The 13286-nt window shown below is 40.7% G+C and carries 7 protein-coding genes, 4 tRNA genes and 1 pseudogene; 8 read left to right on the forward strand and 4 right to left on the reverse strand.

What is annotated here, in order from left to right:
* Nucleotides 1-48 precede the first annotated feature (48 nt).
* The 8 genes and pseudogenes from FPK91_RS20995 to FPK91_RS11925 all read left to right on the forward strand — a co-directional run bounded on the left by FPK91_RS20995 (nt 49) and on the right by FPK91_RS11925 (nt 12579).
* On the forward strand, nt 49-480 hold the full coding sequence (locus tag FPK91_RS20995; protein WP_264371792.1) for an Ig-like domain-containing protein: 432 nt from the start codon (nt 49-51) through the stop codon (nt 478-480).
* Nucleotides 414-4223: pseudogene (locus FPK91_RS21000) on the forward strand (beta strand repeat-containing protein); the annotation flags it as partial. The gene FPK91_RS20995 and the pseudogene FPK91_RS21000, both read left to right, overlap by 67 nt.
* 89 nt (nt 4224-4312) lie before the next feature.
* On the forward strand, nt 4313-6487 hold the full coding sequence (locus FPK91_RS11900) for a type I secretion system permease/ATPase (RefSeq protein ID WP_144211449.1): 2175 nt from the start codon (nt 4313-4315) through the stop codon (nt 6485-6487).
* Complete coding sequence (locus FPK91_RS11905; RefSeq protein WP_144211450.1) at nt 6487-7869, forward strand: HlyD family type I secretion periplasmic adaptor subunit; 1383 nt, start codon at nt 6487-6489, stop codon at nt 7867-7869. Before FPK91_RS11900 ends, FPK91_RS11905 begins: the two co-directional genes overlap by 1 nt.
* A 22-nt stretch (nt 7870-7891) precedes the next feature.
* Nucleotides 7892-9313: a TolC family outer membrane protein gene (locus tag FPK91_RS11910; protein ID WP_144211451.1), complete on the forward strand. Its 1422-nt coding sequence runs from the start codon at nt 7892-7894 to the stop codon at nt 9311-9313.
* On the forward strand, nt 9313-9906 hold the full coding sequence (locus FPK91_RS11915; RefSeq protein WP_144211452.1) for an OmpA family protein: 594 nt from the start codon (nt 9313-9315) through the stop codon (nt 9904-9906). The genes FPK91_RS11910 and FPK91_RS11915 overlap by 1 nt, the downstream gene beginning before the upstream one ends.
* 109 nt (nt 9907-10015) lie before the next feature.
* Entirely contained in the window at nt 10016-10648 is a 633-nt protein-coding gene (locus tag FPK91_RS11920; protein ID WP_405127310.1) for a transglutaminase-like cysteine peptidase, read from the forward strand.
* Nucleotides 10649-10656: 8 nt separating this feature from the next.
* Nucleotides 10657-12579, forward strand: a complete 1923-nt coding sequence (locus tag FPK91_RS11925; protein WP_144211453.1) for a bifunctional diguanylate cyclase/phosphodiesterase — start codon at nt 10657-10659, stop codon at nt 12577-12579.
* 186 nt (nt 12580-12765) lie between these two features.
* On the opposite strand, the gene FPK91_RS11930 is transcribed toward FPK91_RS11925, so the two are convergent.
* The 4 genes from FPK91_RS11930 to FPK91_RS11945 form a co-directional block, all read right to left on the reverse strand.
* Nucleotides 12766-12842, reverse strand: a tRNA-Pro gene (locus tag FPK91_RS11930).
* 122 nt (nt 12843-12964) lie between these two features.
* Nucleotides 12965-13041: transfer RNA gene (locus FPK91_RS11935), tRNA-Pro, on the reverse strand.
* A 37-nt stretch (nt 13042-13078) separates the two neighbouring features.
* A tRNA-His gene (locus FPK91_RS11940) sits at nt 13079-13154 on the reverse strand.
* 41 nt (nt 13155-13195) lie between these two features.
* A tRNA-Arg gene (locus FPK91_RS11945) sits at nt 13196-13272 on the reverse strand.
* Nucleotides 13273-13286 lie beyond the last annotated feature (14 nt).

The following is a 13286-nucleotide window of genomic DNA, read 5'->3' on the forward strand; positions in this document are numbered from 1 at the left end:
GGTAGCGGTAACAGTGATAACACCGCCGTGGATACCAATGCACCGACCATGACCGTCACCATCAATGATGATGGCACCGTCAGCTTCCAGTTCTCTGAAACCCCCAAAGGCTTTGACGCCACTGATGTCGCGGTCACCAACGGCAGTATCAGTAACCTGGTGCAAGACCCGACAGATCCAACGTTATGGACCGCCGATTTAGCCATTAATGATGGCGTTGAAGGTGATGTTACTGTGTCGGTCGCCGATGACAGTTACACCGATGTAGCTGATAACCTCGGTAGCGGTAACAGTGATAACACCGCCGTGGATACCAATGCACCGACCATGACCGTCACCATCAATGATGATGCACCGTCAGCTTCCAGTTCTCTGAAACCCCCAAAGGCTTTGACGCCACTGATGTCGCGGTCACTAACGGCAGTATCAGTAACCTGGTGCAAGACCCGACAGATCCAACGTTATGGACCGCCGATTTAGCCATTAATGATGGCGTTGAAGGTGATGTTACTGTGTCGGTCGCCGATGACAGTTACACCGATGTAGCCGATAACCTCGGTAGCGGTAACAGTGATAACACCGCCGTGGATACCAATGCGCCTAATACTCCTACTATTTTAATTACAGATGACGGATTACCTGGTGATACATGGCTTAATCAAAATGAAATAAACGCAAATGGATCAGGCATTCAAGTTCAAGCAAATGTTGATGATGCTGATTTAGTTGCTGGCGGGTATGTCAGCATCACAACCTTGATTAACGGTTCTACAATTACGTTCGAGCTTCAGCTTGAAAATGGTCAATTAGTTAACCTTGACGGCACACCTCCTGGAATCGATTTTTCATATAATAATGGCGTAATAACGTGGAGTGAAGATGTACCTGCTGAAGGGCAAACTATCACCGTTAGTATTTCTCAAACTGATGCAGCAGGTAATGAATCAACACTTGTTTCTGATACTGCTACCATAAACACTGTTGATGCTGTCGATGATGCTGTAGGGACCACTTTTTCTACCACTGCAGACTCATCCAACGGTTGGGTTAGCTCGGTAAACTCAAATGGCGAAGCTGATTTTGTGATTAGCGCCAGAAATGCTGACGGCAGCACTGGAACACTTACTTATAACGATGGAACCAATCAATTAGGTGTCGGGGGCTCACCAAGGTCTACAGATCAAGTAGAGAATCAAATTGAATATGATTCTGCAACTGGTACTTCAGAAGCAATTGTTATTGATTTCAATGGTCTAGTCAATGAAGCAACCTTTAGTGTTTCTAGAATGTTTGCTGATGAAAATAGTGGTGAGCAAGGTACTTGGTACGCTTATTACAATGGTCAATTGGTCGCAACCGAAACCTTTTCAACAACTAGTGGCACAACCGGCACATTTACAATTAATACTGGCAGCCTTGTATTTGACCAGCTGGTATTTGAAGCTGCACCAACTATTAGTGAAGCAAATGGAGGGCCACAGCTCACTGACTCCTCAGACTACTACTTAGACTCTGTCACTGTCACAGGACCTGCACTGGTAGATGCTTATGTTGTCAATGAAAACGCAACATTAAGCATCACAGAAATCTCTGAAGGCTTATTAGCAAATGATATTGATGCTCAAGGTCATACGTTCACAATAAGCCATGTCAATGGCGACAATTTAGTTGATGGAGAAGTAATAACTCTCCCAAGTGGCGCGTTATTGACAATTAATAGCGATGGTACCTATAGCTATAATGCCAATAATGCATTCCGTAATTTATCTGCAGGTGAAGTCACAACTGACAGTTTCACTTATACGATTACCGATGAATATGGAGCAATAGATACCGCTACTGTCACTATCAATGTTATTGGACTTGATGAAGACGTCATCATCAATACCCCCGATGTGCTTCTAGTCGATGAATCTGCCTTAGCTGATGGTACTGGCTTTGTAAATAACGGGCAAACATTAGCAAGTGGTTCAACAAATATAGAAGTTAATGATGGCTTAGACCGTCTTGAAATTCGAAATGGGCTTAATACGACCACATTAACACTCGCTTCATTGCTCGTAGCTTCTGCAGCTAACCCAATTGTGATTGCAGGGGAGTATGGAACGTTAACGATTACTGGTTATAACGATGGTTTACTTGATTATAATTACTCCATAAATAGCGCACAAAATCATACTGGATCAAATAGTGAGTCACTATCTGATAATTTCCAAATAACTGCTTACGATATAGATGGTGATAGTGCCTCAGCAACATTATCTGCCGGAATTAATGATGACTTTTCAAAAGCAACAAATGATAACGTCACCATTGAGGTACTTGAAGATTCATTCGCTATTATAGGTGGTGTGCAAGCAACTTGGCTCTCGACAATTGGTGGCGCTAATATTGTCCGTTATGACGGTGATATCGGTAATGGCGGAGAAGATAACGATAGTGAATTCGATCAAATACGTTGGGGTAATCCTGTAACTGCAGGTCTGAAATCTGGATATGGCTTCATTGATAATGACACAGCTTTAAACGGTGAACTTGCTCTTAATCAGGATATTGTTTTAGGAACCTTTACTCATTATAACTATCCCATATACTCAGGAAGCTCCATAACAGGGGCCTCGATGGATGTGGTATTTAATGTCATAGACGCCTTTGGTGTTGTCACACCTGTAACATTAACCCTGAATTTAGCTCACAATGAAACGCCAAATAACGGACCAAATCCTGATGATATTGTAACTATCGAACAAACCAATGTAACGTTTAACTATGAAGGCGAGCTTTACACCATTCAAGTTATTGGTTTTATAGATGAAAATGGTGATGTGGTAACTTCCATTTATACTGAAGAAAATGCCGCAACAAGCTACGATTTAGTTATAAGAATGGTTGCAGGTAATGGATACGAGTTACCGTATATCGAAGGTAATGTCATTGATAATGATATTACAGGAGCAGATGTTGATACGGTTGTGGTTGGTGTGGAGACTGGGGATCAAAGTGATACGAGCATCGTTGGAAATATAGGTGCTGTGATCACAGGCACATACGGTAACTTGGTTATCAATACCGATGGTAGCTATCGTTACGATGTCACCATGGATAATAACCTTATCCCTGACAATGCCGTAGAAACTTTCACTTATACAATTAGAGATTCCGACGGCGATGAATCAAGTGCAACACTTTCCATAGACGTTAGCTTGGTTAATGTACAAGGAGTTCCTACTTCCACGTCTGATAATCTCAACGTAGAAGGCTCAAACTTAGCCGATGAAATTATTGTATTAGATGGAGAAAATGGCACTCAGAAACAGCTCAATGTTAGTTTCGGTGGAGGCTTATTCGGACAAATAACTAACTCTGATGGTAATTTGATTACAGATAATGGCAGCAACCTTACTAGCTTTAATCAGAATAATAAGCAAATTATAAGCAGTAGTGAGGGTCATGACCATATCGAAACAGGTAAAGGAAATGACACTATTTATGCGGGTGCAACAGGATCAACTAATTATCAATCAGATGATGAACTTGAGTTAACTTCCGAAGAAATTGATACTCATCACATCATGACAGGCACACTTTCGGGCGCCGATAGCATAATAGATACTAATGGATTATTACTTACAGAGGACGTTACTTCAGCACAAGTAGATGCGGTCAATGGAGGTAGTGGCAATGATTCTATATTCGGTCAATCAGGCTCCGATATTCTTTATGGTCATACAGGAGACGATAATATCGATGGTGGCAGCCATAATGATGGACTTAGAGGCGGTGAAGGCAATGACACCCTAATAGGAGGTCTAGGTGATGACATCATGCGTGGCGATAGTGGCAATGACACCTTCGTCTGGCAACAAGGTGAATTTGGTGCTGACCATATTACCGACTTCAACGTAAGCGAAGATAAGCTTGATTTAAGTGACATACTCGTGAACGAAGAGTACTCATCTTTAGAAGATTTGCTAAACATTACTGAAGCTAATGGATCTACCACTATTAGTATTGATGCAAATGGTGATGATGTCTTTGAACAACAAATTATTCTCGATGGAATCGAACTATCATCAATATATAGCAGCAATGAAGATGGGGTCATTATTAACGGATTAATTAATGATGGCGCTTTAATTGTCGATACCACAAATGAAGCCCCGGCTCCAAATACTATTATTGATCCTTTAGATAATAATCCAGATGGTAATATTATTCCTTAAATACAACACTTTGTTGACGCTACGTAGTAATATGTAAGCGTCAACCAAAGAGATTGTTAATAATTATAAATATGAAGGATCTATATTAGGTGCCAGCAACTGCATCAAACAATCAAGAACAGTGGACGATTTCAGCGTCTCAACGGACCACTGTTGATCCCTTACTTGATTGCTTAGTCTTAATGACAGAACATTTTGGTTCGCCGTGCTCAAGTGATTCACTTGCGGCAGGCTTACCTTTGAGCAGTTCCGTCATCACACCGGAGTTGCTGCCACAAGCTGCCGCTCGAGGCGGTTTGTCGGCAAAATTAACCCGTAAAGACCTCAATCAAATTTCTAATATCTTGATGCCATGCATTTTGTTATTAAAAGATAAAAAAGCCTGTATTTTACGCAGTATTGATATTGATGCCGATAAAGCGGTTATCCAGTTACCTGAAACAGGTGGGCAAGAATCGTTAACAATAGAAGAATTAGAAACACTCTATGTTGGCTACCTGTTTTTAGTGAAGCAAGAGTTTCGCGGTGATAATAGTTTTGATGTGCATATCCATGACAATACAACCCATTGGTTACTGCAAAGTATTAAAGATTCAGCACCTATTTATCGCGATGCATTAATCGCCTCTGTATTAGTCAATTTATTTGCACTGGTTTCACCGCTATTTATCATGAATGTATACGATAAAGTGGTACCTAACTTAGCGTTCGAATCACTTTGGGTACTCGCTATTGGTGCAGGTATCGCATATTTGTTTGATTTAGTTCTGCGTCAATTAAGAAGCTATCTAATCGATGTCGCCGGTAAAAAAGTTGATATCATAGTCTCCTCTAAACTCTTTGCTAAAGCCATTGGAATTCCATTATCAAAAAGGTCTCCAAGTGTTGGCGGCATGGCGCGGCAATTAAGTGAATTTGATAGCATTCGTGAAATACTGACCTCCGCGACGATCACAACACTAGTCGACCTCCCTTTTGCGCTCTTATTCGTCACAATTATCTATATTGTCGCGGGTGACTTAGCGATTATTCCTATTATTGCTGGCATCATCATTATCGGATTTACGCTTTATATCCAACCACGCTTAAAAGCCGCCATAGAAGAAAGCAATCGTTTTTCTAGCCTTAAACATGGCCATCTCATTGAAAGCCTTACCGCACTAGAGTCAATTAAAGCCAATGGCGCTGAAGGGCTAGTACAAAAGAGCTGGCAACAAATGATTGGCCATACAGCGAACTGGCAACTCAAGTCGAAAAAACTCTCAAATGCCGTCAGTAATGTAGCTAACTTTGTCGTGCAACTCACTGTGGTATGCGTGGTGATTTTAGGCGTTTATCGCGTGGCAGAAAATGAAATTTCAATGGGTGGGATTATTGCAGCCGTAATGCTGTCAAGCCGTGCGATATCACCGATGGCACAACTTGCAGGCCTTATTACTCGCGGAAACCAAACTGCCAGCTCACTTCGCCAACTTGATGAAGTCATGAATCAAGAAGAAGAATTTGAGAACAAAGGTCACTTAGTCAGTAAACAACGTCTACACGGTAAAATAGATGCAGATAACGTTGCCTTTAGTTTCCCTGAAGCTGAAAAACCAGTTCTGCACCCATTATCGATACATATTAAACCAGGTGAACGAGTCGCCATTATTGGCAGAAATGGTTCAGGTAAAAGTACTTTAGCCAAACTGTTAGTGAGTTTATACAAACCCACACAAGGTAGTCTTCGCTATGATGGTTTAGACACGGGACAAATACACCCGAGTGATTTACGTAAAAACTTTGGCTATTTGCCACAGGATGTGACTCTATTTCATGGTTCCATCAAAGATAATATTCTTTTTGGCACTCGTCAGGTAACAGAGCATCAGCTGATCAGAGCGGTACAACTTTCCGGTGTCAGTTTGTTTACCAACCTTGAAGCTGAAGGCTTGGATCAACAAGTCGGCGAAGGTGGTTTGGCATTAAGTCGTGGGCAGCGCCAAACGGTCGCACTAGCCAGAGCAACGCTGAATGACCCTCCAATATTGCTAATGGATGAGCCCACTGCAAGTTTAGATGCACGAGCTGAAAAGCAATTTATTCGCTCTATGGAGCATGTAAGTAAAGATCGCACATTGATATTGATAACTCATAAAATGCACCTATTACGCTTAGTTGACCGCATAATCGTATTAGATAAAGGTCATGTTATTGCTGATGGTCTTAAAGACAGTATTTTAGAAAAGCTAAACAATGGCTTGCTGGCTGGAGGGCGCACTTAATGTCGAATAAGCTCTCAAGTCATGATTTGGAAATGGTAGATGATGTTTATGGCGCCATGATGACCGATGCGCCTAGTGGCCATAGGTTAATTATATGGTCTCTGGCTACGATGACGATCTGTTTTTTCATCTGGGCATATTTCTCTGAACTTGATCAGGTCACCTCTGGCATGGGTAAAGTCATCCCCTCTTCTCAAGTACAACTAATTGATAGTTTAGATGGTGGTGTACTGCAAGAAATTTATGTGCAAGAAGGCATGATTGTCACTAAAGGCCAGCCTTTAGTTAAAATTGATGATATTCGTTTTCGCTCTGATTTTGCTCAACAAGAGCAAGAAGTCTATAGCCTGCAAACTAATGTCATCCGCTTGCGTTCTGAGTTAAACAGTATCGTCATTTCAGATATGTCTTCAAACTGGCGTGAACAAGTAAAAGTAACCAAACAACCTTTGGTGTTTCCTGATGAAATCATCGAAGGTGAGCCTGATTTAGTCAAGAGTCAGCAAGCGGAATACTCCGGTCGTTTAGACAACCTCAGTAACCAATTAGAAATATTAGTACGCCAAATACAACAGCGACAACAAGAAACAGAAGAGCTTTCTTCAAAAATAACCACATTAACCAGAAGCTACCAACTGATTTCACGTGAACTCGAATTGACTAAGCCATTAGCACAAAAAGGCATTGTGCCTGAAGTCGAACTATTAAAATTAGAACGTACGGTAAACGACATTCAAGGCGAGCTGAAAACCTTACGATTACTACGTCCTAAATTAAAAGCGACCATGGATGAAGCGATCCTCAAACGTCGTGAAGCCGTATTTGTCTATGCAGCAGATTTACGTGCTCAGCTGAACGAGATGCAAACTAAATTATCACGCATGAACCAAGCTCAAATCGGTGCATTCGATAAAATTAGTAAATCGATAATAACCTCACCAGTAAACGGTACGATTAAAACTCTGCATATGAATACATTAGGTGGTGTGGTCCAGCCTGGTGAAGAAATTATTGAAATTGTTCCTTCAGAAGATAAATTACTGATTGAAACTAAAATTACACCGCAAGATATCGCATTTCTACATCCAGGTTTACCCGCTATAGTTAAAGTAACCGCTTATGACTTTACGCGGTACGGTGGCTTAAAAGGCACAGTAGAGCATATCAGTGCCGATACCAGTCAAGACGAAGAAGGTAATAGTTTTTACACCATTAGAGTAAGAACGGCAGAATCAAATTTAATCAAAAAAGATGGCACAAAGATGCCAATTATTCCGGGCATGCTCACCTCAGTTGACGTCATTACCGGAAAAAGAACTATCCTCGAGTATATTTTAAACCCTATTTTAAGGGCTAAAGAGACAGCATTAAGAGAGAACTAAAAAAACCGGGAGGGTTTTTTATATGAAATTGAACGTAACCCAGTGTCGTAAATTAAGTATCATCACACTGGCAATCACTGCTTTTTTTGCAGTTCCAGCTGCACACGCGCAGTCATTAGAGCAAGCCGTAGCCCATACTTTGGATACCAATCCTGAGCTACGTATCGCCTTTAATCGATTCAAAGCGCGTGAAGAACAAGTTAATCAGGCTATTGCTGGTTACATGCCAACAGTAGATTTAACTGGTGGCTACGGCTGGGAACAAACTGATAGTCCCTCAACTCGACGAAAAAGACAGGCAGGTAACGACAACTTAGATGAAGGCGTTATGGAACTGGAACGCGGCGAAGCAGGGTTCAGTATTAAACAAATGTTATTTGATGGTTTCTATACCAGTAGCGAAGTCGATCGTTACTCGTTTGAAGCCAGTGCTGATCAATGGGCATTATTTGCCGCAGCAGAAGATATTGCCTTAGAAGTGAGTAAAGTTTATTTAAATTATATTCAAGCGGAACAATTATTGATACTTTCTGAAAAAAATCTCAGAAGTCATCAAGAAATATACGATCAGATTAAACAAAGAACAGAATCAGGTTTAGGTTCAATTGCTGACTTATCACAAATTGCAGGCCGTTTAGCACGAGCAAATGCCAACGTGATAGCGGCAAAAAATAACCTGTATGATGCTAAAGCTCAGTTCATTCGTATAGTGGAAAATACCCCTGACAACCTCACGGTTCCAGTTCCTGATATGGATATGATGCCTGACAATGTGGCTGAAAGTGTATTGACCGCTCAAGAAAACCATCCAATCTTAAAATCTGCTAGTAGTGATATTCTTGCTGCAGATAAGGAAAGAAACTCTGCACAATCAAACTATTACCCTAAATTTACTTTAGAACTAAATGGTAATTGGAATAATGACGTGAACGGTGAAGACGGATATGGCACAGGTTCAACGCTTGATCCTCACGTGAATGGCTATAGTAATGATTTAGTCGGTATGGTTCGGGTCAAATACAACCTGTTTGCAGGCGGTAAAGATCTGTCTCGCGAGAAAGAAGCTGCATATAAGATAAACGAAGCAAAAGAAATTCGCCAACGAGCACATAGACAAGTCGTTGAAGGGGTCCATTTATCTTGGAATGCCTATGAAATGTTAGCACCACAAAAACAGTTTATTCGCGACCACGTCATTGCATCAAAAGACACTCAAGTTGCTTATTCTCAACAGTTCAATTTAGGCCAACGTAGTTTGCTTGATTTATTGGATACTGAAAACGAATTATTTCAGGCTCGAAAGGATTACTTACAAACAGAGTTTGATGAAACGATAGCAAAGTACCGACTGCTTAATGCTACAGGACAACTGCTTAATTCATTACGAGTAACTCGTCCAGATATTTGGCAGGGTGAACGAGATTATGAAGGAGGCGTTAGATAATGAAATATTTAATCTTATTGATTAGTTTCTCCTTAATATCAGGTTGTTCAATGCGTGATATTGTCACCATGGACTCAACTACACAGCAGGAGTTTGATCTCAACGATAACGATAATGATGGCGTTATCATGGCCCGTGAACGTTGTTTAGACACCGTTATAGGGACAGGGATCGATAATTATGGCTGCGCAACGGTCAGCACCATAAATGAACGACAAGAATTACATATTCTTTTCGAAAATGACTCTGATCACATTAATCCACGTTTTTATCAACAGATTGAACAGATTGCTCAATTGATGAAACTGTATCCTAATTCCAATGTCACCATAGAAGGCCATTGCAGTAAGACTGGTACTTACAATCATAACCTAAAATTATCTCAAGCCAGAGCAGACAATGTCACTAAGGTATTAGAAGAGACATTTGGTATTGAAAATACTAGATTAAACGCTATTGGCTATAGTTATGACAAGCGAATTGATTTATCGGATTCTCCAGAAGCCAATGAGGCAAATCGTCGCGTGATTGCTGAAGTGACCGCTGATGATTCACAAATATACATGAAGTGGCATATTTATAGCGTTGATTAATAAATAACTTATCAGATTGAGGTGCTCATTTTTGTTGGATAATGGCCGTTCGAAACTAGGACGCTTTAAACAGTTTTGCCACTATCCCCTTATGGCATCAGCTTTTTTGATGTCAGGTCTTTTTGCTGCACAACATGTCCAAGTTGATAAGCAAAAAACCATTGGCGCTTTAGTTGATAATTATGGCGAAAGAGCAGGGAAACGTGCTTCAGCTTGGTTCAAAATCGTCGAGGATGCTCAACAACTCGAAGATATTGACAAGTTAACCAAGGTGAACAGTTTCTTTAATCTATTTAAGTTTGTTGATGACCAATATTTATGGGGAGAGTCCAACTATTGGGCTTCACCAATGGAGTTTATAGGCGCTAACGGTGGAGATTGTGAAGACTTTTCAATCGCTAAATATTTTACCTTACTTCAAGTCGGCATACCGGAAGATAAATTAAGAATCACCATGGTAAAGGCGACCTCCGTTAATCAGTATCATATGGTGCTCGCATACTATGAAACACCGGGCTCAATCCCATTGGTATTAGATAACCTTGATCCAATAATAAAACCAGCGACAAAAAGAAATGATTTACTGCCCGTTTATAGTTTCAACGGTAAACAATTATGGCTCAACAAAGAGAAAGGCCGAGGTGTCCTAGCAGGATCATCATCACGTCTTGAAAAATGGAATGACTTAAAACTTAGATTGGGGATCGACCGCTTACGTCAACCCCAACAAAAAATGGAGTAGTGGCCAAGATGACCCTCTTTCGTCAAATCTATGCGTTACTGTTTGGTTTGTTTTTACTTGTCGTAACCAGCCTTGGTTACGTCCAGTTCACGGAAACCCAAAGTTTTCTGATTAAACAAATGGAATCAGACTTAAATAATGCCAGTCATTCATTAGGTATTATGCTAGTACCCGCTCTAGAAAGTGGTGATGATGTCGCAGCAGAAACGTTAGTTAACGTTATCTTTGAAGGCGGCTATTACCAACAAATTAAGTTAACTTGGCTGGTGGATGGCAAACAGCAAGTTTGGAATAACGCAGTGAGAATTCAAGGTGTTCCTCAATGGTTTATCGATTTAGAACTGTTTAGCACCATCACCAAAGAAAGCATTATTACCTCAGGCTGGCTGCAATTAGCTAAAATTGAAATTACCGCACACCCAGGATTTGGCTACCACGAATTGTGGCGTATCATTTCAAATACCATCATTATTTTTTCAATCCTTTTTTTATTCGCCATCGTGTGTGCACGCTTTGGTTTAGGCTTTATTCTCAAACCACTCAATAACCTATCAATACATGCTAAAAAGATAGCTAATCAGCAATTTGGCCCTGACATGCCAATGCCGAAAACGAAAGAGCTTAAAGAATTAGTTTCAGCATTTAATAGCATGTCAGCACAGCTTAAACAGGTATTTGGCTCTCTTGATGAAGAAGTCTCAGCCCTACGTAAGAAAAACCTTGTAGATCAAGTATCAGGATTACCAAATAGACAATATATGGTAAGTAGGATCAATGGTTGGTTATCAGAACCAAGCAGTGGTGCACTCTTTTTGGCAAAATTTGATTGGCTGGAAACCGTTCACAGTAAATATGGTTATCAAGTCAGAGATGAGACCATCAAGCTGTTATCGCAAAAGCTACAGCATCATTTAGATGAAGTGTCGCCGTCGGTTATTGGCCGTATTGCTGCATATGAATTTGCTTTTTTCATTACAGATGTTGAACATGATCAACTGACAAAATATCTACAAACACTACTGAGAACCCTGAATAAAGAGATCTCTAAAGCCGGCTGCAAACCAAATGAAGGATTTGCTATCGGTGTGGCAGAAAGAGTCGGCCAAATGACAGTCAGTGATATTTTGGCTCAAGCAGATAATGCACTTCAAAAATCACTGAAAGATAATAAAGTGTTCCATTGGTTTGAAACCACTGAGCATCAACTATTTAGCCGTGAACAATGGCGCGTAAATCTTACTGATGCGATAAAGAATAAAAAGTTTCAGTTTAGGTGGCAGCCCATTTTACTCAGCACCAATAAAGAAGTATGCCAACGAGAAATATACTGCCAACTAATGGTCGATGACAAACTGCAACATGCAGGACAATTCATGCCCTATGTTGAATTATTATCTTTAGGCACATTACTAGATCAATGTTTAATTGAAACCGTTGCAGAAAATAGATTGTTAGATCGAAATTACGAACCGCTAGCCATCAACCTCACATTCCAAAGTATCAGTGATGTGCATTTTCATAGCTGGCTGCAAAACTTCTTAAGGAATTGTAATTCACCTGAAAGGATCTGTTTCGAGATACCCGAAGCAAGTGTTTACAGCGATTTAGAAAATTGTGAGCTCTTATGTAATACCATCAGAGATAATGGCGCTAAGTTCGGTATAGACCACTTTGGACGCCAATTTGGGTCAATGTCTTACCTACAAACACTGCGTCCAAGCTATGTGAAGTTAGATCAATCTTTTGCCTATATGGAAGATGATCAACACAACATTGAATTATGTCGCGCATTATCCAATGTTGCCAAAGGTCTGGATATTCAAGTGATTGTGACAGGCATTCAGCAGCAATCACAATTAGAGCGATTCTCTTCTATGCGCTTAGACGCCTATCAAGGCTTTATCTCCCCACCCATATCCATCGATATTTAATCGATGAACTAAAACCACATGAGAATGTGGTTTTTTTATAGTCAATTTTTACCAAGGAATCGAAGTGTTGTTTTAAATTATATTTTGAACAAACTTGAGATAAAGCACTGTAGTTAGATTGCAAAAGTTAGATTACAAATTTCAGACACAAAAAAGCCACTCTTTGAGTGGCTTTTTTGTTGGAAGTGGTCGGTGATAGAGGATTCGAACCTCTGACCCTCTCGTCCCAAACGAGATGCGCTACCGGGCTGCGCTAATCACCGAGAAACTATTCTAGTTTTTAAAACTTAACTCTGTAACAAGTTGTTTATCGCGACTAAACCGCGTTACATTAATCTATACGGTAGCTCGATTAAAATGGATCATAAATCAAACTACTTAAATTTGGTCGGTGATAGAGGATTCGAACCTCTGACCCTCTCGTCCCAAACGAGATGCGCTACCGGGCTGCGCTAATCACCGAAATATTCTAAAGCATGTCCCCATTCAATGAATTGAATGGGGTGACTGATGGGGCTCGAACCCACGACAACCGGAATCACAATCCGGGGCTCTACCAACTGAGCTACAATCACCACTGAACTTTCAATCTACACTAACAAGCAATACTACCGAATGGTGCGCCCAGAAGGATTCGAACCTTCGGCCTTACCCTCCGGAGGGGTACGCTCTATCCAGCTGAGCTATGGGCGCTCGCCTTGGTTAGC

Source organism: Shewanella donghaensis (assembly GCF_007567505.1).
GTDB classification, from domain to species: domain Bacteria; phylum Pseudomonadota; class Gammaproteobacteria; order Enterobacterales; family Shewanellaceae; genus Shewanella; species Shewanella donghaensis.

Excerpts from the sequence above, each read along its gene's own strand:
- FPK91_RS11915 (WP_144211452.1), top strand. The coding sequence starts at position 9,313 with ATGAAATATTTAATCTTATTGATTAGTTTCTCCTTAATATCAGGTTGT.
- FPK91_RS11920 (WP_405127310.1), top strand. The coding sequence starts at position 10,016 with ATGTCAGGTCTTTTTGCTGCACAACATGTCCAAGTTGATAAGCAAAAA.
- FPK91_RS11910 (WP_144211451.1), top strand. The coding sequence starts at position 7,892 with ATGAAATTGAACGTAACCCAGTGTCGTAAATTAAGTATCATCACACTG.
- FPK91_RS11925 (WP_144211453.1), top strand. The coding sequence starts at position 10,657 with ATGACCCTCTTTCGTCAAATCTATGCGTTACTGTTTGGTTTGTTTTTA.
- FPK91_RS20995 (WP_264371792.1), top strand. The coding sequence starts at position 49 with ATGACCGTCACCATCAATGATGATGGCACCGTCAGCTTCCAGTTCTCT.
- FPK91_RS11905 (WP_144211450.1), top strand. The coding sequence starts at position 6,487 with ATGTCGAATAAGCTCTCAAGTCATGATTTGGAAATGGTAGATGATGTT.